The organism is Sphingomonas sp. SP6, assembly GCF_058313435.1.
This window is the reverse complement of record NZ_JBZFLG010000001.1, coordinates 365,839-389,456: the sequence shown is the minus strand read 5'-3', so window position 1 is coordinate 389,456 and position 23,618 is coordinate 365,839. Positions and strand designations below refer to the sequence as shown.

Below are 23,618 nucleotides of genomic sequence, written 5' to 3'. Positions count from 1 at the left end.
GCACGCGATCTGATCGGAACGAGGGTTAATGCGATGAAACCATACGGCGCCTTGGCGGCGGTCATGCTGGTCGCGGCGCCTGCCCTGGCGGACGTGAAGACCGGAGTCGACGCCTGGGCGCGCGGCGACTTCGCCGCGGCGGTCGCCGAATGGCGCGGCCCCGCGGTCGCCGGCGACGCCGATGCGCAGTTCAACCTGGCGCAGGCCTACAAGCTCGGCCGCGGCGTTCCGACCGATCAGGCGATGGCGGAAAGCTGGTATCGCAAGGCCGCGGCGCAGGGCCATGCCCAGGCGCAGGACAATCTCGGCCTCATCCTCTTTCAGCAGGGCAAGAAGGCGGAAGCACTGCCATGGCTCGAGAAGTCGGTCGCTCGGGACGAACGCCGGACCGAGCTGGTGCTGGGCACGATGCTGTTCAACGGCGATGCGGTGACGAAGGACTGGCCGCGCGCCTATGCGCTGGTGACGCGGGCGTCGCAGCAGGGGCTGCCCCAGGCGTCGCAGACGCTGGCCCAGATGGACGGCTATCTCGCGCCCGAACAGAAGCAGCAGGGCCTGCAACTGGCCGGTCAGATCGCGCAGACCGCCAAGCTCGCGGCCGTGCCGACGCCCGCTCCCGCGCAGCCGCACCCGGCCCGGCCCACGCCTGCCCGCGCCGCGCCCATCCGGACGATCGACGTCGCGCCGTCGCGCCCCGGGACTCCGCCTACCGTCCGGCCCACACCGAAGCCCGCTCCGGCCAAGGCGGCGGCTAAGCCGGTCGTCACTCCGGTCGCGACGCGCGGCGGCGCGTGGCGGATCCAGCTCGGCGCGTTCGCGGACGAGAGCAACGCGCGCAAGCTCTGGGCCGAGGTCGGCGGTCGGACCGGCGGCAGCGTCGCCTACCTAAAGTCCGGCGCGGTCACCCGCCTGCAGGCAACGGGGTTCGCCAGCCGCGCCGCGGCGCAAGCCGCCTGCGGCAAGGCAAGGGTCGGCTGCGTCGTGATCGCGCCGTGAGCAGCGCCTCTCGTGCGAAAGAAGGCGCGGATCCCGGGGCCTTCGATCGGATTCGCGTCGATCACCGGGCCGACGGCACCGTTGCGACCCGCACCCTGCTCGACCCGAGGCATCCGACCGCCGCGATCGTGATCGAATATGATCGGGCGGGGCAGGCGGTCGCCCGCCACGAGATCAACCTTCCGGACCGTCCCTACGCGCGTGTCGACATCGCCTACGGCGCCGACGGTACGGTCTCCGAACGCACGCGCAGCGGCTTCGCGCAGGGCGACCTGGCGAGCGTGACCGTCCGGTTCGACGAACGCGGCATGATCGAGCAGGTCGAGCATCGCCTTCACGACGGAAGCAGGACGATCGTCGGCGCTCCGCCGGAGGCGCGGGCGGCGCTCCAGGGCGAGACGCATCCGCTTGGGCTCGCCAGCCTGTGCGTCGCGCTCGACTTCGGGGCCGCGCCGAACTCGGCCCAGCATCCGCTTCACGGCGAAGGGGTGGACCCGTCGCACCTGCTCGCCGCGATCGCCGACGGCGGGGCGGCCGCGTCGTTCGCGCATCTCCCCAGCAGCGCCTTGGGCACGGGGGAGACCGGCGCCGCGACGATCGACGGCGCGCACGGGCTCTCGCCCGCGGCGCACCCGGTCGCCTCGCCCGACATCATCCTCTAGTCCGTCACCCACTCGGCGCGCGCGATCCCCTGCGCCCAAAGCAGCGCGGTCAGGTCGCCGTGGTCGATCCGCGCCGCGGCGGCGGCGGCGACCACGGGCTTGGCGTGATAGGCGACACCCAGCCCCGCCGCGCGGATCATCGGCAGGTCGTTCGCCCCGTCGCCGACGGCCAGCGTGACCTCCACCGGGAGGTCCAGTTCTACCCGCACGCGCTCCAATGTCGACAGCTTGGTCCCGGCGTCGACGATCGGCTTCGCGACCGTCCCCGCCAGCGCCACGCCGTCGATCTCCAGCCGGTTCGCGATGACCGTGTCGAACCCGATCTCCGCCCCGACCGGCTCGGCGAAGGCGGTGAACCCGCCCGACACGAGCACCGTCCGCGCTCCCCACGCCCGCATGGTCTGCACCAGCGTCCGCGCCCCCGGCATCAGTCGCACCCGCTCGGCGCGGCACCGGTCGATCGCGGAGGCCTCCAGCCCCTTGAGCAGCGCCACCCGCGCGTCGAGCGCCCCGGCGAAATCCAGCTCCCCGCGCATCGCCGCTTCGGTGATCGCGGCGATCTTCGGCTTGAGGCCCGCGTAGTCGGCGAGTTCGTCGATGCATTCGACCGTGATCATGGTCGAATCCATGTCGGCGATCAGCAGGCGTTTGGCGCGCCCCACCCCCGGTTGAATAACCACATCGACGCCGCTGATACTGCCCTCCAGAACTTGGCGGGCAGCGTCTAATCCCGATTGAAACGGGATGTCGGCCGCATCGCCTTCGTCGAGCCAGATGAAGGGGTCCGGCCCGCATCCCGCCTCCGTCAGTCGCTTACCCGCGAGACGGACTATTTCCTCAGCCAGCCGACCGGCTGCTATCAGTGTGGCGATGAACATGGCAAAGATCGGCTCGCAGCGGAAAAATGGTGACGGTCGACCGCCGCTCGCGCTCATCGCAGGGCCGACCGCGAGCGGCAAGTCCGCGCTGGCGCTCGCGCTCGCCGAACAGACCGGCGGCGAGATCGTCAACGCCGACGCCAGCCAGGTCTACCGCGACCTGAGCATCCTCTCCGCCCGCCCCTCGCCCGAAGACGAGGCGCGCGCCCCGCACCACCTGTGCGGCCATCTCGACGGCGCGGACTTGATGAGCGCCGCGCGCTGGGCCGCCGAGGCCAAGGCCGTGATCGCCGACATCCACGCCCGCGCCCGCCTCCCGATCCTCGTCGGCGGCACCGGCCTCTACCTTCGCACCCTGCTCGACGGCATCGCCCCCGTCCCTGAGATCGACCCCGCCGTCCGCACCGCGGTCCGCGCGCTCCCGGTCGCCGAGGCGCACGCCGCGCTCGCCTGCGAGGACCGGGCAGCGGCCGCCCGCCTCGCCTCTGCCGATACCACCCGCGTCGCCCGCGCGCTCGAGGTGGTCCGCTCGACCGGCCGCCCGCTCGCCGACTGGCAGGCCGCCCGCGCTGGCGGGATCGGCGATTCCGTCGCGCTCCATCCGCTCATCCTCCTCCCCGACCGGGAGCTTTTGAACGAACGCATCGACGCCCGCGCCGCGGTGATGCTCTCAGGCGGCGCGATCGACGAGGTCGCCGCGCTCCTCGCCCGCCCCCTCTCCGCCGACGCCTCGGTCCGCCGCGCGATCGGCGTCCCGGAGATCGCCCGCCTCCTCGCGGGCGACGCGACCCGCGCCGAGACGCTCGACGCGCTCCGCCTCGCCACCCGCCGCTACGCCAGGCGCCAGTACACATGGTTCCGCCACCAGCCCCCGGCCGACTGGCACCGCTGGATCGACCCGCCGGAGGCTGCGCTCGCGACACTCGCAGCATTGCTTGGCGATCGGCGGACGGTCTGATACGGAGGCCCCGTGTCCACGCCCGTGATCCTCGTGCAGTACGCCGGCCTTGCCGCGCTGCGCGGCCTCGCGCCTGCGATCGTCCTGATTATTCCCTGACGCGCCGTCCGGAGAGTCGAACGCCATCGAGGCCGTCCGATCTCCGGGCGGCCTCTTGCATTTTAGGCGCGCATCATCGTGGCCTGAAACAGAATTACGTTTTTCTTTGTTGACGCGCAACTTTCGTATCTCTAGCGGCTCGCGCTGCCAATCTGAAGGTGGGACATGACCCAGGAACGATCCGGAGCCGATATCCTCGTCGAGGCGCTGTGCGACCTCGGCGTCGAGGTCGTCTTCGGCTACCCCGGCGGCGCGGTGCTGCCGATCTACGACGCGCTGTTCCGCTCCGGCCGGATCAAGCACATCCTCGTCCGCCATGAGCAGGCCGCGACCCACGCCGCGGAGGGCTATGCCCGCTCGACCGGCAAACCCGGCGTCGTCCTCGTCACCAGCGGCCCCGGCGCGACCAACGCGGTCACCGGCATCACCGACGCGCTGATGGACTCGATTCCGATGGTCGTCATCACCGGCCAGGTCCCGACCGCGCTGATCGGCTCGGACGCCTTCCAGGAGGCAGACACGGTCGGCATCACCCGCCACTGCACCAAGCATAATTACCTCGTGAAGGACCCGGCGCGGCTGGGCGCGGTGATCCACGAGGCGTTCCACATCGCCACCTCGGGCCGCCCCGGCCCGGTGGTGGTCGACATCCCCAAGGACGTTCAGGTTGCCACCGCGCGCTATTCGAAGCCCGGGCCGATCCAGCACAAGACCTATCGCCCCGCGCTCAAGGCCGAGCGCGCCGATGTCGAGGTGCTGGTCGATCTGCTCGCCGCCGCCGAGCGCCCGGTGCTCTACACCGGCGGCGGGGTGATCAACTCCGGCCCCGGCGCGTCGCAGCTGCTGCGCGAGCTCGCCCGGATCACCGGCGCGCCGGTCACCTCGACGCTGATGGGTCTCGGTGCCTTCCCCGCCTCCTCGCCGCAGTGGCTGGGGATGCTCGGGATGCACGGCACCTATGAGGCGAACCACGCGATGAACCAGGCGGATCTGGTGGTCGCGCTCGGCTCCCGCTTCGACGATCGGGTCACCGGGCGGCTCGACGCCTTCAGCCCGCACAGCCGCAAGGTCCATGTGGACATCGACCGCTCGAGCATCAACAAGACCGTCCGGATCGACCACGCCATCGTCGCCGATGTCGGCCATGTGCTGGAGGACGCGATCCGCATCTGGAAGTCACGCCAGCACCCCAAGCCGGACCTCTCCGACTGGTGGGCGCGGATCGCCGAATGGCGTGCGGTCGACTGTCTCGGCTTCCCCGAGGAGGGCGACACGATCATGCCACAGCGCGCCGTGCGCGCGCTGTACGAGGCGACCAAGCACCGCAGTCCGATCGTCTCGACCGAGGTCGGCCAGCACCAGATGTGGGCCGCGCAGCATTTCGGCTTCGAGGCGCCGAGCAAGTGGCTGACGTCGGGCGGCCTCGGGACGATGGGCTACGGCCTCCCCGCCGCGATCGGCGCGCAGCTCGGCCATCCCAACGCGCTCGTCATCGACATCGCCGGCGAAGCGTCGATCCAGATGAACATCCAGGAGCTGGCGACCGCGACCCAGTACCGCCTGCCGGTCAAGGTCTTCATCCTCAACAACGAATATATGGGGATGGTCCGCCAGTGGCAGGAGCTGACCTACGAGAGCCGCTACGCCGAGAGCTATTCGGACTCGCTGCCGGACTTCGTGAAGCTGGCGGAGGCGTACGGCTGGAAGGGCATCCGCATCGACACGATGGGCGAGCTGGACGACGGCATCGCCGCGATGCTGGCGCACGACGGCCCGGTGATGGTCGACTGCCGCGTCGCCCAGCTCGCCAACTGCTTCCCGATGATCCCGTCAGGCGCGGCGCACACGGACATGATCCTGCAGGCCAACGAGGTCAGCGGGACGATGGACGACGAGGCGAAGGCGTTGGTCTAGCACCCACCGTTCGTCCCGAGCGAAGTCGAGGGACGGTAAAGCTCCACACGGTGCCTCGACTTCGCTCGGCACGAACGGGATCCGTCATGCACATCCACACCGAAACCGCCGAGCGCCACACGCTCGCCGTCATCGTCGACAACGAACCCGGCATCCTCGCGCGGATCGCCGGGCTGTTCACCGCCCGCGGCTACAATATCGAGAGCCTGACGGTCAGCGAGATCACCGCCGACAAGTCGGTCAGCCGCATCACCATCGTCACCTCGGCGAGCCCGGCGACGCTCGAACAGATCGTCGCCCAGCTCGACCGGCTGATCCCCGTCCATACCGTCCGCGATCTGACCGCGGAAGGGAGCCACGTCGAACGCGAGCTGGCGCTGGTCAAGGTCCGCGGCGTCGGGGACCACCGGATCGAGGCGCTTCGCCTCGCCGAGGTCTACCGCGCCCGCGTCGTCGACGCGACCACCTCCAGCTTCGTGTTCGAGGTCACCGGCGGCACCGAGAAGATCGACAAGTTCGTCGAGCTGATGGGCGAAGTCGGCCTGATCGAGGTCGCCCGCACCGGCATCGCCGCCATCGCGCGGGGTCGCGAGGCGGCGTAACGTACAACTGAGTGCCTCGACTTCGCTCGACACGAACGGCGTTGCGGAGGTCACTCCCCCGTTCGTCCCGAGCGAAGTCGAGGGACACGTTTCCACCGTCCGTCCCGAGCGTCGTCGAGGGACAAAGCCATCCACCGTTCGTCCCGAGCGAAGTCGAGGGACATGCCTGAAGGACCAACCATGCACGTCTATTACGACCAGGATGCCGACCTGAACCTGATCACCGCGAAGAAGATCGCCATCGTCGGCTACGGCAGCCAGGGCCATGCCCACGCCCAGAACCTGCGCGATTCCGGCGTCGCCGAAGTCGCGATTGCGCTTCGTGAAGGCTCGGCCACGGCGAAGAAGGCGACCGACGCCGGCTTTCAGGTGATGAGCAACAAGGACGCCGCCGCCTGGGCCGACCTCGTCATGATCCTCGCCCCCGACGAGCACCAGGCGGCGATCTGGGAGGCCGACCTCAAGGGCAACATGCGCCCCGGCAGCGCCATCGCCTTCGCGCACGGGCTCAACATCCACTTCGGGCTGATCGAGGCTCCCGCCGACATCGACGTCATCATGATCGCCCCCAAGGGGCCCGGCCACACCGTGCGCAGCGAGTACGTCCGCGGCGGCGGCGTGCCCTGCCTGATCGCGGTCCACCAGGACGCGAGCGGCAACGCCCACGACATCGCGCTGGCCTATGCGAGCGGCGTCGGCGGCGGCCGCTCGGGCATTATCGAGACCAACTTCAAGGAGGAGTGCGAGACCGACCTGTTCGGCGAGCAGGCGGTGCTCTGCGGCGGCATCACCCACCTGATCCAGGCCGGGTTCGAGACCCTGATTGAGGCCGGCTACGCCCCCGAAATGGCCTATTTCGAGTGCCTCCACGAGACCAAGCTGATCGTCGACCTGCTCTACGAAGGCGGGATCGCGAACATGCGCTACTCGATCTCGAACACCGCCGAATACGGCGACATCACCACCGGCCCGCGCATCATCACCGACGAGACCAAGCGCGAGATGAAGCGCGTCCTCGCCGACATCCAGTCGGGCCGCTTCGTCAAGAACTTCGTCCTGGACAACCGCGCGGGCCAGCCCGAGCTGAAGGCGGCGCGCAAGACGGCGGCGGCGCATCCGATCGAGAAGGTCGGCAGCGAGCTCCGCGCGATGATGCCATGGATCGGCGCCAACAAGCTGGTCGACAAAGCCAAGAACTGACGGTTACCGCCTGATACATATGCCGCGTTGCGGCGGGCCAAGCGCGGGCGTAGAGCGCCCGCGCAATGCCGGCCGCCGCCACGACCGCTTACTCGTCGCGCGGGTCGCTCCGTCAGCGCCTCACCTCGGGGTTGCTCGCGCTGGCGGTGGCGGCGCTCATCGTTCTGGGGCTGATCCTGTCGGGCGTGCTGCCGCCGGTGTTCGTCCCCGTCGGCGCGCGCGCGCTCTCGACCTTCAACGTCGCGGCGGGCGGCCAGACTCGCGCGCCCACCCCCCGCCCCAAGCCGCAGGCGAAGGCCGCGGCGAAGCGGGCTGACACGCCGCCCGCGCGCACCCTGCCGCCGCCGGTCGTCCCCATGCCGGTCCGGCCGCCCACGAGCATGATCGTCCTCTCGAAGGACGATTTCGCCGCGACCGATATCGGCAAGATCAAGGGCAGCGCCGACGCCGGAACCGAAGGCACGGGCGAGCAGACCGCGGACAGCCGCGGCGCCTACGGCCCCGGCGCCGGGCCCGGCGGCAAGACGCTCTACGCCGCCGAATGGGTGCGCGAGCCGACGCGCGCGGAGATGGCGTTCTACATGCCGCACGGCATGGTCGAGGGCTGGGGCATGATCGCCTGCCAGACGATCGAGCGTTACCATGTCGACAATTGCCGGGTGCTCGGGGAATCGCCGGGCTCGGGGATCTCGCGGGGCATGCGCCAGGCCGCGTGGCAGTTCCTGATCCGCCCGCCCCGGATCAACGGCAGGCCGATGGTCGGCGCGTGGGTCAGCATTCGCTACGACATCGTCCGCGGGCTGGTGAAGTAGCGAAACGCTTCGTTGCGGCGCGACGCTCTTCCGCCCCGGCGGACGATGTGGTTACTTGTCTGGAACGAACTTCTCGGGAGAGCTTCCATGCGTATCGCCGTCGCCGCCGCCCTGCTTCTCGCCGCCGGCGCCGCGGTCGCCCAGCAAGCGCCGATGGCCCCACCGGGATCGAAGACCGTCGCCGCGATCACCGGCGGCACCTACCAGGCGGATCCCAAGCACACGATCGTCGTCTGGACGCTCGATCACTTCGGCTTCTCGCCCTACACCGGCATCTTCGGCGGTGTGGCCGGAACGCTGACGTTCGATCCGAAGGCGCCGGCGGCGGCAAAGGTGGCGGTGACGATTCCGTTGGCGCGGGTGGTCACCGGCGCTCCGGACCTGACCGCCCACCTGCTCCGCCCCGGCAAGGACGGCGGCAAGCCGGACTTCTTCGGTCCGGATGCGGCCGATGCGACCTTCGTCTCGACCGGAGTTCGCGTGTCCGGGCAGACCGCGAAGATCGCCGGCAACCTCACTCTCCTTGGGGTGACCAGGCCGGTCACCCTCGATGCAAGCTTCTATGGCGCCGGTACATCGGCGCCGGCGATGGGCGGCAAGGAGAATGTCGGCTTCCACGCAACGGCGACGATCAGGCGCAGCGACTTCGGGCTGACCTTCCTCGTCCCGGTGGTCGGCGACGAGGTGAAGCTCGACATCGCCGCCGCTTTCCAGAAGTGAGCGAAGGCGAGGAGCACGGCCCGGGCGTCGCCCGAGTCGAGGCCTTCTCCGACGGCGTGATCGCGATCATCATCACGATCATGGTGCTCGAGCTGAAGGCGCCGGTCGTGGAGGGCATCGGCCCGCTGCTGGCACTCTGGCCCGTGTTCCTCGCCTACGTCCTCAGCTTCTTCTACGTGGGCCTTTACTGGGGCAACCACCACCGCCTCGTCGGCCACGCTCGCGTCGTGACCAACGCGCTGATCTGGTCCAACCTGTCGTTCCTGTTCGGTCTCTCCATCCTTCCGCTCGCCACCGCCTATCTCGGCGAGCATCGTTTCTATCGGCTCTCGACCCTTCTCTACCTGGCGGTGCTGCTGTTGCCGTCGCTCGGCTACGTCTGGCTCCAAACGGTGATCCGGCGAACCGGCGCGCAGCACGAACGCGCACGCGACTATCACCGGGCGACTACCCGCAAGGGGCTGGTATCGACCGCAATCTATGCCGCGGGCTTCGCGCTGACCTTCGTCGGGCCGCCGCTCGGCCTTGTCTGCGCCGGGCTGGTCGCGATGCTGTGGGTCCTTCCGGACACGCGGCTCGACCGGCTGTTCGTGCGGTGAGGGCTGGACAGGACCGCGCCGCGCGCGTTACGCCCTCGGTCGTGAAGCAGGTCTCCGCTCTCCTTCGACTTACGCGCCCTTAGGCGCCACCTCACGTCCGCGTGCCGACGCACGCCGTCGCGCCTAAGGGCAAGCCCCGAGACCCGACCTCCCAAGCGAGAGCCGAGCCATGCTGCGCGACCCGTCGACCAAATACCGCCCCTTCCCCGCCATCGCCCTGCCCGACCGGCAATGGCCGAGCCGCACGATCACCCGAGCCCCCCGCTGGCTGTCGACCGACCTGCGTGACGGCAACCAGGCGCTGATCGACCCGATGGACGCGGAGAAGAAGACCCGCTTCTTCGATCTGCTCGTCAAGGTCGGTCTCAAGGAGATCGAGGTCGGCTTCCCCTCGGCCGGGGCGACCGAGTTCGACTTCATCTCCGGCCTCGTCCGCTCGGACCGCGTCCCCGAGGACGTCGCGATCCAGGTCCTGACGCAATCGCGCCGCGACCTGATCGAGACCAGCTTCGCCAGCCTCCAGGGCGCGCATTCGGCGATCGTCCACCTCTACAACGCCGTCTCCCCTGCCTGGCGGCGCATCGTCTTTGGCATGTCGCGCGACGAGGTAAGGCAGATCGCGATCGACGGCGCGAAGGTCCTCCGCGACGAAGCCGCCAAGCAGCCGAACGTCCGCTGGCAGTTCGAATATAGCCCGGAGACCTTCTCCACCGCCGAGCTCGACTTCTCGGTCGAGGTCTGCGCCGCGGTGATGGAGGTACTGCGCCCCACTCCCAACGCACCGATCATCCTCAACCTGCCCGCCACGGTCGAGTGCGCGACGCCCAACGTCTACGCCGACCAGATCGAATGGTTTGGCCGCAACCTGCCGAACCGCGACGCCGCGGTGATCTCGCTCCACACCCACAACGATCGCGGCACCGGCGTCGCCGCCGCCGAGCTCGGGCTGATGGCGGGGGCGGACCGGGTCGAGGGCTGCCTGCTCGGCAACGGCGAGCGCACCGGCAATTGCGATCTCGTGACGGTCGCGATGAACATGTACACGCAGGGCGTCGATCCCGGCCTCGACCTGGGCGACATCGACGCGGTGGTGAAGACCGTCAAATATTGCACCCGCATCCCGATCCACCCGCGCACCCCCTACGCGGGTGACCTGGTGTTCACCGCCTTCTCCGGCTCGCACCAGGACGCGATCAAGAAGGGCTTCGCCGCGCGCGACCAGCAGAACGACGAGCTGTGGCAGGTGCCCTACCTGCCCATCGATCCCGCCGATCTCGGCCGCAGCTACGAGGCGGTGATCCGGGTCAATTCGCAGTCGGGCAAGGGCGGCGTCGCCTGGGTGATCGAGCAGGACAAGGGGCTCAAGCTGCCCAAGCGCCTCCAGGCCGACTTCAGCCGCCACGTCCAGGCGCTCGCCGACGAGACCAGCCGCGAGCTGACCGCCGCCGACATCTGGGGCCGGTTCGAGCAGGTCTATCTCCCCCAGGCCAGCGACCGCTTCGTCCTGAAGGATTACGAGGAGAGCGGCAGCCCCGGCCAGCGCGTCTTCGTCGGCCGCGTCTCGGTGGGCGGCGAGGAGCGGTCGATCTCGGGGCGCGGCAACGGCCTGATCTCGGGCGTGATCGCCGCACTCGGCGGGACGACCGGCCCGGCGCTCGATGTCGTCGACTATCAGGAACACGCGATCGGCATCGGCGCGGACGCGCAGGCGGCGGCGTACGTGGAATGCCGGACCGAGGACGGACGGACGGTGTTCGGTGTCGGGCTAGATACGGATATCGCGACGGCGAGCGTGCGGGCGGTGCTGTCGGCGGCGAATCGGGCGTAGTCCAAATCCGCTCATCCTGAGGAGGGGCTGAGCGAAGCGTAGCGAAGTCGAAGACCCGTCTCGAAGGACACGGCCGTCCTTCGAGACGCCGCTTCGACAAGCTCAGCGCCTCCTCAGGATGAGCGGGATTGTTTCACCACCTCGTCCAGCCGCTTCAAGGTCGCGATCAGCCTCGGCATCCACTCCAGCGGCAGCATCACCGGTCCGTCCGACGGCGCATGATCCGGATCGTCGTGCGCCTCCGCGAACACCGCCGCGACCCCCACCGCCACCGCCGCGCGCGCCAGCACCGGCGCGAAAGTGCGGTCGCCGCCCGACGACTCGCCCATGCCGCCCGGCGCCTGCACCGAATGGGTGGCGTCGAACATCACCGGGTAGCCGGTCCGCGCCATGATCGGCAGCGCGCGGAAATCGCTGACGAGCGTGTTGTAGCCGAAGCTCGCCCCGCGATCGGTCAGGATGATGCGCTCGTTGCCGGTCGAGGCGACCTTCGCCGCCACCGCCGCCATGTCCCACGGCGCGAGGAACTGGCCCTTTTTGACGTTGACCACCGCCCCGGTCTTCCCCGCGGCGACCAGCAGGTCGGTCTGGCGGCTGAGGAAGGCCGGGATCTGGAGGATATCGACCGCCTCCGCCGCCGCCGCGGCCTGCTCCGGTGCGTGAATGTCCGTCAGCACCGGACAACCGATCTCGCGTCGGATGTCGGCGAGGATGCGCAGCCCCTCGTCGATCCCGACCCCGCGCCGACCGCCGACCGAGGTCCGGTTCGCCTTGTCGTAGCTCGACTTGAACACGAAGGGCACGCCCGCGTCGCGCGCCATCCCGGCGAGCGCCTCCGCCAACCGGAACGCATGGTCGCGCCCCTCGATCTGGCACGGCCCGCTGACCAGCACGAACGGGCGATCATTGCCGAACGTAATATCCCCGACGCTTACCATTTGGCCTTCACGAACCTTCTGAGCAGCTGCCCTCGCCACAGCCACGTGCCGGGGTGATAGTTGAAGTAGAACCAGCCGAACAGCGTGCACGCCAGCCACGCCGGGAACGCCATCGGGTCGCCCTGCCCCTTCATCGTCTCGTAAAATTCGCGGTCGATCCGCCGCCGGTCGCGCTCGCTGCCGCCGCCGTTGATCCCGTAGAGGTTGTCGTGGCGCCGGCAACCGACGTTTCGGTTGTACTTCCTCGGGTTCAGAAAGGCGCAGTAATTCCGTTCCCCTCCGGCCATGCGTTGGTCTAGATAGAGCGCATGGCGGGGTTCAAGCGCAAAGTCTTCTACGTCGGCGGGTTCGACCCGCGCGGCGTCCGCTTTTATCATTCGCTGGCCGACGAGCAGGTCAAAAGATGGGCCGCCCACACCGGCGAGCCCGCGGCCGTCTCGACCCGCCACACGGTCTCCGACACGCGCGTCGACTGGACGATCGCCAATCCGGCCGAGGAGGTCGAGACCGAATACAGCTTTCTTCGCTGGGACGATCTGGTCCGCGACGCCTGGATCAAGAACCCGCTCGCACTCGCCACCCGCGCCTTCCGCGCATACCGCGACAACCTGCGCCATCTCGATTTCAAGACGGGGAAGACGCTCGGCACCGGCCAGCTGATCACATTGTTCTACCCGGCCGTGTTCACGCTTGCCTTTCCACTGATCGCCGCCATCCCGATTGCGCTGATCGCCGCGATCTGGCTGCCGTGGTGGGCGGCGCTGGCGATCGGGCTGATGCTCGGCATCGCGATTGCGCGGCCCTTGCTGGTCAAGATGCACGCGCCGTGGCTGCTGCGCTTCTTCGTGTTCAATTCGGAACTCGGCGGCGGCGAGGCCGATCCTCGGCTGGAACGACGGCTCGACGCCTTCGCCGACGAGATCGCCGCCAGCCTGACGGAGGATTGGGACGAGATCCTGCTGCTGACCCACTCCAACGGCTCGATCCTCTCGGTGCCCTTGATGGTCCGCCTGCTCCAGCGCGTCGGTGGGACGCTGCCCCAGAAGTTCGCCTTCGTGACGATGGGGCATTGCATCCCGCTGGTCGCCTGCCGCCGCGACGCGGTGCGCTTCAAGGATCAGCTCCGCGCGCTCGCCACGCACGATTTCCGCTGGATCGACATCGGCTCGCCGCCCGACGGCGCCGCCTATTCCGGCATCAACCCGATGGCGCTCGTCGCCACCGAGACGCGCCCGCGGCTCGAATTGCTCTCGCCGCGCTTCCACCTGTTCTACAACCCCGACACCTACCACAAGGGGTACGCCAACAAGTACGAGGTCCACTTCGACTATCTGCGCACGGGCGACCGCGTCTCCGAGATCGACTGGCCGAGCCTGGTCGCGACCAATCGCCCGATCGAGCGCAGCATCACCGAGTTCAAGGCGAACCATTGATGCGCGATGAAGCGGGGCACCTCGTCCCGCCCTTCCCCGATCCGCATCCGAAGAAGTCGTCGCTCGTCGCGCGGTTCTTCCGCGGCTGGCATTCGTGGATTCACGTGCTGTTCGACAAGAGCTACACGATGAAGATGGGAGAAATTAAGCTCCCCGGCCTCAGGATGTACATCGCCAACGAGCTCCCGCTCGTCCGCCGCATCATGGATCACGCCAAGGAATTCCCGAAGCATTCGCTGATGGTCAGGAGCCTTGAGCCCGCGATCGGCCGCTCGACCTTCAACGCCAACGGCGACGATTGGGAAACCCAGCGCGAGATGATCAACCCGGTGTTCCAGCACACCGCGCTGGGTCGGACGCTGCCGCTGATGCTGGGCGCCGCCGACGATCTCGTCGCCCGAATCCGTTCGCTCGACCTGACGAAGCCAGTCGACGTCGACCCGCTGATGACCCACGTCGCCGCCGACGTGATCTGGCGCACGCTGTTTTCGGTCACGCTCGACGCCGCGGGCTCCGCGATCATCCACAAGACCTTCAACCGCTTCCAGCGTCACGCGCATTCGGCGTGGATGCTGCGCACCTACCGCCTGCCGATCCTCGGCTCCGAACGCCGCGCCGACAAGGCCGCGCGCGCGATCCACGAGGTGTTCGCCCCGATCGTCCGCGCGCGATACGACCGCTGGCACGGGAGCGGCGAGCGCGTCCACGAGGACATCCTCCAGGGTCTGCTGGAGGCGAAGCACCCCGAGACCGGCAAACCCTTCACCTACCAGGGGGTGATGGAGCAGGTGTCACTCATCTTCCTCGCCGGGCACGAGACCTCGGCGAGCCTGATGAGCTGGGCGCTCTACTGCCTCGCCGCCGACCCGGGCACCCAATCGGCCCTGCGCGACGAAGCCGAGCGCGAGAGCGCGGGCGGCCCCCTCACGTCCGATGCGCTGCGTCGGATGACGCTCGACCGCAACGTCGTGCGCGAGACGTTGCGCCTCTACCCGCCGGTCAGCTTCCTGCCGCGCGAGGTCGTTTGTCCGGTGCAAATGCGCGACAAGCACCTCGAGCCCGGCGCGATGCTGGTCGTCGCGCCCTGGCTGATCCAGCGCAACCGCGAGAATTGGACCTGCCCGCACGCCTTCGTCCCCGACCGGTTCGAAACGGTTGAAGGCAAGGCGATGATGAAGGACGCCTGGCTCCCCTTCGGCTCGGGGCCGCGCGTCTGCGTCGGCGCGGGCTTCGCGACGCAAGAGGCCATGGTCGTGCTCGCGACCGTCGTCCGCGCCTTCGATCTCGCCGCGCTGGTGGACGACGTGCCGGAGCCGGTCAGCCGTCTCACCCTCCGCCCGAAGGACGGCATCCGCCTCCGCCTGACGCCGCTCACCTGATCCGTCAGGCGAGCGGCAGGTCCGTCGGCCAGGGACGCTCGAACAGCGGCATCGCACCCATCGGGTCGGTCCCGCCGAAGTTGAAGGCGGTGAACTGCTGCGGCTGGACCCCATCGATCGCCAGGATGGGCGTGAAGCCATGCGTCCCACCCGCGCCGTCGATGTCGAACTGCAATTCGGTGCCTCCGTTGACGGCGACCAGCCGCACGAACCCGCCGGCGAACGGATTGCTTCCCGGCTGATAGCCGATGGCGGCGCCGGTCAGCAGGTCGCGCAAGTCGATCCGGTCGCCGTTATTGCCCGTCGCAAAGTCCAGGACCCGCGCCGCCGTCTGCCCTTCCGGTACCCCGCCCCCCGCGTCGAAGGTCACGGTGTCGACACCCGTACCCAGCATGATCGCGATCTCGCCGACGCCGAGGGTCAGCACCACTCGGTCCTCGCCCGCGCCCATGCTCACCGACTGATGGGCCGAGACGAGCAGGTTCGCGGTGTCGTTCCCGTTGCCGCCGACGACGGTGATGGCGTCTGCCGCGCCCGCCGCCGAAACGCCGAGCACATCGTCACCATCGCCGCCGCTGAGCGTCGAGGTCGCCATCGCATCGCCCGCGAGCCGGGAGATCGAGAGGTGATCGTCGCCAGCGCCGCCGCTGAGACGGTCTCCGCCGCCGTTGCCCGCGGTCATGAAGTCGTCACCGTCGCCGCCGGTCAGCCGATCGGAGAAGTTGGACCCGTCGAGCTGCTCGAACCCGTCGAACGTGTCGACACCCGCGCCGATGGTGTCCTGCGCCTGGCCCGCCTTGCCGAGGTCGACCGTCACGCCCGCGGTCGCATCCGCGTAACTCAGGGTGTCGAAGCCATCGCCGCCGTGAAGCCGGTCGTTCCCGGCTCCACCATCGATCCGGTCGCCGCCGCCGCCGCCCGTCAGCACGTCGTCGCCGTCGCGCCCGTGCAACTCGTCGCTATTTGCGCCTCCGGTCACGACATCGTCGCCCCGACCGAGCCAGGCGGTGACCGCCTCGATCCCGGCGATGGTGCCGATCCGCGCGCCGTCGGCGGTGATCGCGTGCCGGTTCGCCGAAATGTCGAACGCGATGTCGGCGTCGCGCGCATAGACGAGCACCGCGCGATCGAACCCGTCGCCGCCATTGTAGGAGTCGTTCCCGCCGTCGACCTCGGTGGCAAGCGTGTAGCCAATCCCGGTCGTGCCCGCCGCAAAGCCGCCGATCAGGACATCGTCGCCCTCGCCGCCGGTCAGCGCGTCCTTGCCGCCGCCGCCGATCAGCAGGTCGCCACCGTCTTCACCGTCGAGCTTGTCGTTGCCCGCGCCGAAGACCTCATGCAACGAGTCATCGTCGCCATAAAGCACGTCGGCCTCGCCGCCCCCGGCGATGCGGTCGTTTCCACCCAGCCCGGACATGATGTCGGCGGCATCGGTGCCGTTCAGCCTGTTACCGCGCTCGTTCCCCCGGATCGTCGCCATCGCATCCCCCCGTCTGCGTGATGAGGCGCAAAGACTAACCGGCGGCTATGACAACCGCAATGCAAGGATCGCCACCATCCCGGGAGAGGATGGTGGGCGCGACAGGGATTGAACCTGTGACCCCACCCGTGTGAAGGGTGTGCTCTACCGCTGAGCTACGCGCCCGTCGGCCGCGCGCGGCGGCTTGGGAAGCGGGCGCTTAGGCGACGCGCCCGCATCTGTCCAGCGTCAGTTGAAGCTGTCCTTCAGCACCTTGCCGGCCTTGAACTTCGCCTGGGTCGAGGCCTTGATCGTCATCGGCTCGCCCGTCCGGGGATTGCGACCGGTCGAGGCCTTGCGTTTCGTCAGCGAGAAGGTCCCGAACCCCACCAGCCGCACGTCGTCGCCCTTCTTCAGCGTCGTGGCGATCGTTTCGAACACCGCATCCACGGCGCGGCTCGCGTCGTTGCGGGCCAGGCCCGAGGTGTCGGCGACAGCCGAGATCAGTTCCTGCTTGTTCATCGTTCGTGACACCCCCGGTAAACCGTTACGCCTCTCCCCGGAGTCGGACGCTCACGGGTCGAGCGCACCAGTAAGGCGACGCCCAACCCTTGAGTCAAACGAATCTGCGATCGACCCGTCGCGGCTCCGTCGGCGGCGCGGAGCCGGCTCGGTCAGTGGTGGAGTTCACCGCCGACCGGCGCGATCGACGGCGAGGGCAGCGCGGCCAGCTCGTCGGCCTCGGTCCACTCGATCGCCTCGAGCGGCTGGGTCAGCGCCAACCGCAACACCTCGTCCACATGCGTGACCGGGATGATCTTGAGACCGTCCTTGATGTTCTGCGGGATGTCGGCAAGATCCTTCTCGTTCTCCTGCGGGATCAGCACGGTCGTGATCCCGCCGCGCAGGGCCGCCAGCAGCTTTTCCTTCAAGCCGCCGATCGGCAACACGCGCCCGCGCAGCGTTACTTCGCCGGTCATCGCCACATCGCGCCGGATCGGCGTGCCCGTGAGCGTCGACACGATCGACGTCACCATCCCGATGCCGGCGGACGGGCCATCCTTCGGCACCGCCCCTTCGGGCAGGTGGATGTGGATGTCCTTTCGCTGGAACAGGCTCGGCTTGATCCCGTAGGACGGCGCGCGCGCCTTGACGAAGCTGAAGGCGGTCTCGATCGACTCCTTCATCACGTCACCCAGCTTGCCGGTCAGCTTGGCGGAGCCCTTGCCCGCCACCGTGACGCTCTCGATCGTCAGCAGCTCGCCGCCAACCTCGGTCCAGGCGAGCCCGGTCACCGCGCCGATCTGATCCTCCTCCTCGCTAAGGCCGTGGCGGTATTTCTGGACGCCCGCGAACTCGTGCAGATTGTTGGGCGTGATCGTCACGCTCGTCGCCTTCGCCTCCAGGATCTGGCGCAGGGCCTTCCTCGCCAGCTTGGCGATCTCGCGCTCGAGCGTCCGCACCCCTGCCTCGCGGGTGTAGCGCTGGATTAGCGCTCGCAGCCCCTCGGTGGTGAGCGTGAACTCCCCCGCCTTCAGTCCATGCGCCTCGATCACCTTGGGCAGCAGGTGCCGCTCGGCGATCGCTAGCTTCTCGTCCTCGGTATAGCCTTCCAGCCGGATGATCTCCATGCGGTCGAGCAGCGGCTGCGGCAGGTTGAGCGTGTTCGCGGTCGTCACGAACATCACGTCCGACAGGTCGACGTCGATCTCGAGATAATGGTCGTTGAACTTGCCGTTCTGCTCGGGGTCCAGCACCTCGAGCAGCGCCGACGCCGGATCGCCGCGGAAATCCTGGCCCAGCTTGTCGATCTCGTCGAGCAGGAACAGCGGGTTCGACGTCCCCGCCTTCCTCAGGTTGGTGACGATCTTGCCCGGCAGCGAACCGATATAGGTCCGCCGGTGCCCGCGGATCTCCGCCTCGTCGCGCACGCCGCCGAGCGACTGGCGCACGAACTCGCGGCCGGTCGCCTTGGCGATCGACTTGCCGAGCGACGTCTTGCCGACGCCGGGCGGGCCGACGAGGCACAGGATCGGCCCCTTCAGCTTGTTCGTCCGCGCCTGGACGGCGAGGTACTCGACGATCCGGTCCTTGACCTTCTCGAGCGCGTAATGATCCTCGTCGAGCACCGCCTGAGCGGCGGGGATGTCCTTCTTCAACTTGGATTTCTTCCCCCACGGCAGGCCCAGCAGCACGTCGAGGTAGTTGCGCACCACCGTCGCCTCCGCCGACATCGGCGCCATCGTCTTGAGCTTCTTGAGCTCGGCGGTCGCTTTGGTCCGCGCCTCCTTGGACAGCTTCAGCGTCGCGATCTTCTGGGTCAGGTCGGCGATCTCGTCGCCATTGCCTTCCTCGTCGCTGTTGCCCAACTCGCGCTGGATCGCCTTCAGCTGCTCATTGAGGTAATATTCGCGCTGGGTCTTCTCCATCTGGCGCTTGACCCGCGACTTGATCTTCTTCTCGACCTGGAGGACGCCCAGCTCGCCCTCCATCAGCGCAAACGCCATCTCCAGCCGCTTTGCGGGATCGGGCTCGACCAGCAGCGCCTGCTTGTCAGCGACCTTGACCTGGATGTTGGCCATGATCGCGTCGCTCAGCTTGCCGGCGTCCTCGATCTCGCCCAGCTGGACCGCGGTCTCGGGCGGCAGCTTCTTGTTGAGCTTGGCATAATTTTCGAATTGATCGACGACCGATCGCATCAGCGCCGACGCTTGGGCGCCCTCGACCTCGAGGTCCTCGACCGGATCGATCGTCGCGACCAGATGGCCGCGCTCGGCCGCGCCCAACTCGCCCAGCCGCCCCCGCGCCTTGCCCTCCACCAGCACGCGCACGGTGCCGTCGGGCAGCTTGAGCAGCTGGAGCACGGTGGCGGTGACGCCGACTTCGTACAGATCCTCGCGCGACGGGTCATCCTCGGCGGGATCGAGCTGCGCGACCAGGAAAATCTCCTTGTCGGCCGCCATCGCCGCCTCGAGCGCGGCGACGGACTTGTCGCGGCCGACGAACAGCGGCACGATCATGTGGGGAAAAACGACGATGTCGCGAAGCGGCAGAACGGGATAAGAGGTCATGGATACTCCGGCGCCGCGCGACCCGGGCGGCGATGTCATCCTATATGGTGTGCAGGAGAAATCCATCAATCGCCGCGTCGTCCTCGGCGGCGCCGCCGCGATCCTGGCGTCTCCCGCCCTGGCGCGCGCCGCCGGAATTAGGGCGATCGGCTGGAGCGGCTCGGCGATGGTGTTCGATGATGCGCGCGTCATCGAGCTGACGCTGCGCACCCGCGTCGAACCCTTCCGCCGAGCGCGTTCGACCAGCTGGATCACCCGGGAGGGCGAAAGCGCCGCGCGGACCCTGGTGATCGAACCCGACTCCGGCTGGCTCGAACGCGGGGGCAAGCGTGAGGAACTGCCGCCTGCGCTGATCGCGCACGAGCGTCAGCAATATGGTCTCTACGGCTATCTGCTGGGGGCGCCCCCGCACCCGAAGGAGAGGATGGTGAGCGCGTCGCAGCCGGGCTTCCCGCCGATCCGCATGGAGATCGACCGCGGGCGCGTCAGCGCCGCCGACTATGCCGTGACCTCCGCCGATGGCGCGCAGCAGATCGCCCAGCATTTCACCTTCGAGGGCGAGATCCGCGAGAAGGGCGTCCGCTGGTTCCAGACCATGACCATCGAACAGTCGGGACGACGGTATTTTCAGCTGTGGATCGACGATCTCACCGTGGAGCACGGCTGATCGTGGCGCGTTGAGGCGGCGATGAACGACACCCTTACCACCGGCATCCGCCGCTCCGCCGAGATGGCGGCGGTGTTCATGATCGGCGACGGCCTGCTGGGCCTGCTCCAGCCCGAACGCCACGTCGACCTATGGCGCTCCGAGGTCGGCGCGGTCGACGCGCTGGTCAAACCGTTCGGCGGCCGCCCTGCCCGCCGCCGCCTCTACGGCCTCGCCCAGATCGCCGCGGGCGTGGCGCTCGCGGCGACGCTGAAGCCTGCCGAACCCGTTCGTCCTGAGTAGCCGCTGAGCGCAGCGAAGTGGCGTATCGAAGGACACATGCGTGACGCAGGTCCTTCGATACGGGCCTTCGCTACGCTCAGTCCCTACTCAGGACGAACGGCGAGGGTCGGCTCTCCCGCGCCGTTAGAACCCGTAGCTCACCCGCGCGTACCAGAACTGCCCCGGCACGTCGTAGGTCGTGGGATCGAAGTTGTTGAGGTCGCACGAGAAGCAGCCCGGCGGGTTGGTGTCGAGCACGTTGTTGACGCCGAACGTCAGCGCCAGCGAGCGCTCCTCCCACGGCCGCAGCGACACCTGGACGTCGCCGTAGAAGCGCGCCTTCATCCGGTTGTCGAACGCGATCTCGTCCACCGCGTCGATGTAGCGCCCGGTCAGCGCCGCGCTCACCGGCCCCAGTGTCCAGTCGAGGATCGCCTGCCCCTTGAAGTGCGGATAGGCCTGGTTGGGGCTGCCGCGCTCGGTACCGGTGTAGTCGGTGGTGGTGTTCCCGTTCGTCGCCGGCGTGATCTCGGCATATTTCAGCAGATAGTTGCCGTTGAGCGACAACCCGAACGCGCCCGCACCGGTGTCGCCCGTGCGGACCGTCAAGTTCGCGTCGATCCCCCGCGTCTTGATCCCGCCGATGTTGAGCAGCACGCCGTTGATCGCCGTGACGAAGCCCGAGGGCGAGCGCTGGATCGCCGCGCACGACAGCGCATCGGCGGTCAGCGCGCAGCGGTCGAGCAGCGTCGCGCCGGGGATCGCCGAGATCGCGCCGTCGACCTTGATGTCGTAGTAATTGACCTCGAGGCTGACCGCCTTGAACGTGCCGCCCTGCGCCCAGGACGGCGAATAGACGCCGCCGAACAGCAGGGTGCGCGCGGTCTCCGGCTTCAGCGCCGCATTGCCGCCGGTCAGCACCGGCAACTGGCCCTGCGGCTCGGCATAGCTGCCGTCGGCGGGAACGCCGTTGGCGGTGCAGTTGGCGCGTACCGTCGACGACGACTGATAGGGCGAGCCGGCGATGTTGCTGCACGGATCGGCGAGCGGCAGATCGAAGCGCGACTGCGCGCCGTAGAGCTCGCCGATGCCCGGCGCGCGGAAGCTCTCCGCATAGCTGCCGCGCAGCAGCACGTCCGCCACCGGTTTCCACAGCGCGCCGCCGCTGAACACGGTGCTGCCGCCGAAGGTCGAATAGTCGATGTGCCGGACCGATCCGTTCGCCTCGAGCGAGCTGAAGAACGGCACGTCCTTCAGCAGAGGCACCCGCAGCTCGGCATAGACCTCGTCGGTGTTGAAGCTGCCGCGCGCCGCCTGGGCGGGAATGTCCGCCCCCAGACCGGCCTGGATCACCGGATCGGGCGTGAAGCTGCCGAACTGGTAGCGGTGTTCGTAACCCAGCGCGACGCCGACTGCGCCGGCGGGCAGGTCGAACAGCTCGCCCGACAGATTGAAGGTGTAATCCTCAAGCCGCTGCGAGCTCTTGTCGCGCTCGTCGAAGCCGATGAAGTTCAGCATCTCGGGCGTGATCGAGCCGATCCCGCCGAAGAAGTTGAACGGCACGCAGTCGCCGGTGCATTGGTCGATCGGCCCCAGCGCCTGCTGCAGCTTCGCCGAGTTGATGTTGCCGGTGAACAGCTGATGCGCGTCGTTGAGCCCGAACGAGGCGTTCGCATCCCAATACCAGGTGTGGCCCGCCAGCTCGAACTTGCCGTCGAGCGTGCCCGTCACGCTGAAGGTGTCGACCTTCTGCGTGTAGGTCCGCTGCCCCGCCTCGACCAGGCGGCGAAAGATCGCGGTGTAGTTCTCGCCGGGCACCAGCGTCACGCCGAACGGATTGTACGGGTTGGTCGCGTCGACCGAGAGCGTGTCGAGCAGGTTGCCGTTGCCCACGTCCGGCCCGATCCCGAGCGGCAGGAACGCCGCCTGGTTCTGCGACTTGCGGTGGACCCAGGTCGCCTTGACCCGCGCGTTGATCAGGTCGGAGAACTCGGCGCGCGCGTTGACGAAGCCGCCCCAGCGCTCGAGCGGCGTCTGGAAGTAGTTGTACGGCGCGAAGTTGAAGCGGTCGGCGGAGGTGAACGCCTTGAAGTCGCCGGTCGCGAGCGTCGGATCGTAGACCGGATTGCGCCCGATCACCGGCCCCTTGAGCGTCAGGTTCTGGTCGAACACGAGGAAGCGGCCGAGCGGCGTGAAGCTCGAACAGCCGCCCAGCGGATCGGTGCAGCTCGTCTGGCCGGGATTCGGATATTGCGAGATCGAACGGTCCGCCGCCGACACCGACTGCTGCTTGGTGTAGAACGCGCCCGCGACGATGTGCGCGCCGTCGCGTCCGCCGCCCCAGCTGACGTTGTAGTTCTGCGTCTCGCCGTCGTTCGTGTCGAAATACTGGCCGTACTGCGCGCTCGCCTTGAAGCCGTTCTGGTTTGCCTTGGTGATGATGTTGACGACGCCGCCGATCGCGTCCGAACCGTAGAGCGTCGACGCCGCCGACTGGAGCACCTCGACGCGGTCGATCATCACGTCGGGGATCGAGTTGAGGTCGACCGTGCCCGGGATGCCGCTCGCGCTCGCGCCGTTGACGAAGCGGATGCCGTCGACCAGCACCAGCGTCCGCTTCGCGCCGAGATAGCGCAAGTCGATCGCCGCCGAGCCCGCGCCGACGCCGCCGCCGTCGGGCGGATTGCCCAAGTTGCCCGAATTGTTGAACTTCGAGTTCAGCCCGCCCGCGGACGCCGGCACGCGCTGGAGCACGTCGGCGACCGAGCTGAGCCCGGTGCGCGCGATCGCCTCCTCGTCGACCGTGACGACCGGCGAGGGCTGGTCGAGCGGGTCGCGGCGGATGCGCGATCCGGTGACGACCACGTCCTCCTGTGTCCCTTCCTCGGCCTGCTGGACCTGCGCGGCGACCACGCCCGAGTCCTGCGCGACGGCAGGCGCGGCGGCAAAGGCGGCGGCAAGCGCCGCGGCGGCGGTCCCGGTCTGGAGCGCGAACCTGAGTGTCGTCATTGGATGTCCCCTGTCGCGAATGCGCTTCGGCATTCTTGTGCGACGACGATGACACCCGTTCCACGCGCGCTCGGCAAGCGGACTTGTTGCAGAAGCGTGACTATCTTCGATCGGTGATGCAGGGCTGCAACAA

At 68.5% G+C, this 23,618-nt stretch carries 21 protein-coding genes and 1 tRNA gene; 14 read left to right on the top strand and 8 right to left on the bottom strand.

Annotation, left to right across the window (positions count from 1 at the left end):
* The first annotated feature begins 33 nt into the window (after positions 1 to 33).
* Together AC4GYY_RS01840 and AC4GYY_RS01835 are read left to right on the top strand one after the other, a co-directional pair.
* Positions 34 to 996, top strand: coding sequence for an SPOR domain-containing protein (locus AC4GYY_RS01840; protein WP_491118262.1), 963 nt, complete (start codon positions 34 to 36; stop codon positions 994 to 996).
* Positions 993 to 1,658 carry a hypothetical protein gene (locus AC4GYY_RS01835; protein ID WP_491118260.1) on the top strand — a complete coding sequence of 222 codons (666 nt, stop codon included), beginning with the start codon at positions 993 to 995 and terminating at the stop codon, positions 1,656 to 1,658. Before AC4GYY_RS01840 ends, AC4GYY_RS01835 begins: the two co-directional genes overlap by 4 nt.
* Here the strand turns inward: AC4GYY_RS01835 and serB are convergent.
* Positions 1,655 to 2,536 carry a phosphoserine phosphatase SerB gene (gene serB, locus AC4GYY_RS01830; protein ID WP_491119270.1) on the bottom strand — a complete coding sequence of 294 codons (882 nt, stop codon included), beginning with the start codon at positions 2,534 to 2,536 and terminating at the stop codon, positions 1,655 to 1,657. The two genes, AC4GYY_RS01835 and serB, sit on opposite strands and share 4 nt — an antisense overlap.
* Between serB and miaA the strand changes: the two genes are divergently transcribed.
* The 8 genes from miaA (at position 2,529) to leuA (ending at position 11,268) form a co-directional block, all read left to right on the top strand.
* Entirely contained in the window at positions 2,529 to 3,494 is a 966-nt protein-coding gene (gene miaA / locus AC4GYY_RS01825) for a tRNA (adenosine(37)-N6)-dimethylallyltransferase MiaA (protein ID WP_491118258.1), read from the top strand. The two genes, serB and miaA, sit on opposite strands and share 8 nt — an antisense overlap.
* A 264-nt stretch (positions 3,495 to 3,758) precedes the next feature.
* Complete coding sequence (locus tag AC4GYY_RS01820) at positions 3,759 to 5,507, top strand: acetolactate synthase 3 large subunit (RefSeq protein ID WP_491118256.1); 1,749 nt, start codon at positions 3,759 to 3,761, stop codon at positions 5,505 to 5,507.
* A gap of 86 nt (positions 5,508 to 5,593) precedes the next feature.
* Positions 5,594 to 6,109, top strand: coding sequence for an acetolactate synthase small subunit (gene ilvN, locus AC4GYY_RS01815; protein ID WP_491118254.1), 516 nt, complete (start codon positions 5,594 to 5,596; stop codon positions 6,107 to 6,109).
* A 180-nt stretch (positions 6,110 to 6,289) separates the two neighbouring features.
* A complete protein-coding gene (ilvC, locus tag AC4GYY_RS01810) occupies positions 6,290 to 7,309 on the top strand; it encodes a ketol-acid reductoisomerase (protein ID WP_491119269.1) in 1,020 nt (339 codons plus the stop codon).
* Positions 7,310 to 7,374: 65 nt separating this feature from the next.
* The gene (locus AC4GYY_RS01805) at positions 7,375 to 8,121 is read left to right on the top strand and encodes a hypothetical protein (RefSeq protein WP_491118252.1); all 747 of its coding nucleotides are present in this window, start codon (positions 7,375 to 7,377) and stop codon (positions 8,119 to 8,121) included.
* Between the two features lie 87 nt (positions 8,122 to 8,208).
* Positions 8,209 to 8,841: a YceI family protein gene (locus AC4GYY_RS01800; RefSeq protein ID WP_491118251.1), complete on the top strand. Its 633-nt coding sequence runs from the start codon at positions 8,209 to 8,211 to the stop codon at positions 8,839 to 8,841.
* The gene (locus AC4GYY_RS01795; RefSeq protein ID WP_491118249.1) at positions 8,838 to 9,440 is read left to right on the top strand and encodes a TMEM175 family protein; all 603 of its coding nucleotides are present in this window, start codon (positions 8,838 to 8,840) and stop codon (positions 9,438 to 9,440) included. The genes AC4GYY_RS01800 and AC4GYY_RS01795 overlap by 4 nt, the downstream gene beginning before the upstream one ends.
* A 169-nt stretch (positions 9,441 to 9,609) precedes the next feature.
* Entirely contained in the window at positions 9,610 to 11,268 is a 1,659-nt protein-coding gene (leuA, locus tag AC4GYY_RS01790) for a 2-isopropylmalate synthase (protein WP_491118247.1), read from the top strand.
* Between the two features lie 113 nt (positions 11,269 to 11,381).
* On the opposite strand, the gene kdsA is transcribed toward leuA, so the two are convergent.
* Positions 11,382 to 12,206: a 3-deoxy-8-phosphooctulonate synthase gene (gene kdsA, locus AC4GYY_RS01785; RefSeq protein WP_491118245.1), complete on the bottom strand. Its 825-nt coding sequence runs from the start codon at positions 12,204 to 12,206 to the stop codon at positions 11,382 to 11,384.
* Positions 12,200 to 12,493 (bottom strand): hypothetical protein, encoded by a 294-nt coding sequence (locus tag AC4GYY_RS01780; RefSeq protein ID WP_491118243.1) that lies wholly within the window; start codon positions 12,491 to 12,493, stop codon positions 12,200 to 12,202. Before AC4GYY_RS01780 ends, kdsA begins: the two co-directional genes overlap by 7 nt.
* Positions 12,494 to 12,514: 21 nt before the next feature.
* Here AC4GYY_RS01780 and AC4GYY_RS01775 point away from each other — a divergent pair, with 21 nt between their 5' ends.
* Positions 12,515 to 13,639: a hypothetical protein gene (locus AC4GYY_RS01775; protein ID WP_491118241.1), complete on the top strand. Its 1,125-nt coding sequence runs from the start codon at positions 12,515 to 12,517 to the stop codon at positions 13,637 to 13,639.
* Positions 13,639 to 15,018, top strand: coding sequence for a cytochrome P450 (locus AC4GYY_RS01770; protein ID WP_491118239.1), 1,380 nt, complete (start codon positions 13,639 to 13,641; stop codon positions 15,016 to 15,018). The genes AC4GYY_RS01775 and AC4GYY_RS01770 overlap by 1 nt, the downstream gene beginning before the upstream one ends.
* A 4-nt stretch (positions 15,019 to 15,022) precedes the next feature.
* Here the strand turns inward: AC4GYY_RS01770 and AC4GYY_RS01765 are convergent, their stop codons facing one another.
* The 4 genes from AC4GYY_RS01765 to lon form a co-directional block, all read right to left on the bottom strand.
* Positions 15,023 to 16,498, bottom strand: coding sequence for a calcium-binding protein (locus tag AC4GYY_RS01765; protein WP_491118237.1), 1,476 nt, complete (start codon positions 16,496 to 16,498; stop codon positions 15,023 to 15,025).
* A gap of 90 nt (positions 16,499 to 16,588) precedes the next feature.
* Positions 16,589 to 16,663, bottom strand: a tRNA-Val gene (locus tag AC4GYY_RS01760).
* Positions 16,664 to 16,726: 63 nt separating this feature from the next.
* On the bottom strand, positions 16,727 to 16,999 hold the full coding sequence (locus AC4GYY_RS01755) for an HU family DNA-binding protein (RefSeq protein ID WP_491118235.1): 273 nt from the start codon (positions 16,997 to 16,999) through the stop codon (positions 16,727 to 16,729).
* 152 nt (positions 17,000 to 17,151) lie between these two features.
* The gene (gene lon, locus AC4GYY_RS01750; RefSeq protein ID WP_491118233.1) at positions 17,152 to 19,548 is read right to left on the bottom strand and encodes an endopeptidase La; all 2,397 of its coding nucleotides are present in this window, start codon (positions 19,546 to 19,548) and stop codon (positions 17,152 to 17,154) included.
* On the opposite strand from lon, the gene AC4GYY_RS01745 reads away from it, so the two are divergent.
* Both AC4GYY_RS01745 and AC4GYY_RS01740 read left to right on the top strand, forming a co-directional pair.
* Positions 19,547 to 20,215 carry a hypothetical protein gene (locus AC4GYY_RS01745; RefSeq protein WP_491118231.1) on the top strand — a complete coding sequence of 223 codons (669 nt, stop codon included), beginning with the start codon at positions 19,547 to 19,549 and terminating at the stop codon, positions 20,213 to 20,215. The genes lon and AC4GYY_RS01745 overlap by 2 nt on opposite strands.
* 21 nt (positions 20,216 to 20,236) lie before the next feature.
* Positions 20,237 to 20,497 carry a hypothetical protein gene (locus AC4GYY_RS01740; RefSeq protein WP_491118229.1) on the top strand — a complete coding sequence of 87 codons (261 nt, stop codon included), beginning with the start codon at positions 20,237 to 20,239 and terminating at the stop codon, positions 20,495 to 20,497.
* 123 nt (positions 20,498 to 20,620) lie between these two features.
* Here AC4GYY_RS01740 and AC4GYY_RS01735 read toward each other — a convergent pair whose 3' ends face one another.
* A complete protein-coding gene (locus AC4GYY_RS01735; protein ID WP_491118227.1) occupies positions 20,621 to 23,485 on the bottom strand; it encodes a TonB-dependent receptor domain-containing protein in 2,865 nt (954 codons plus the stop codon).
* Positions 23,486 to 23,618 lie beyond the last annotated feature (133 nt).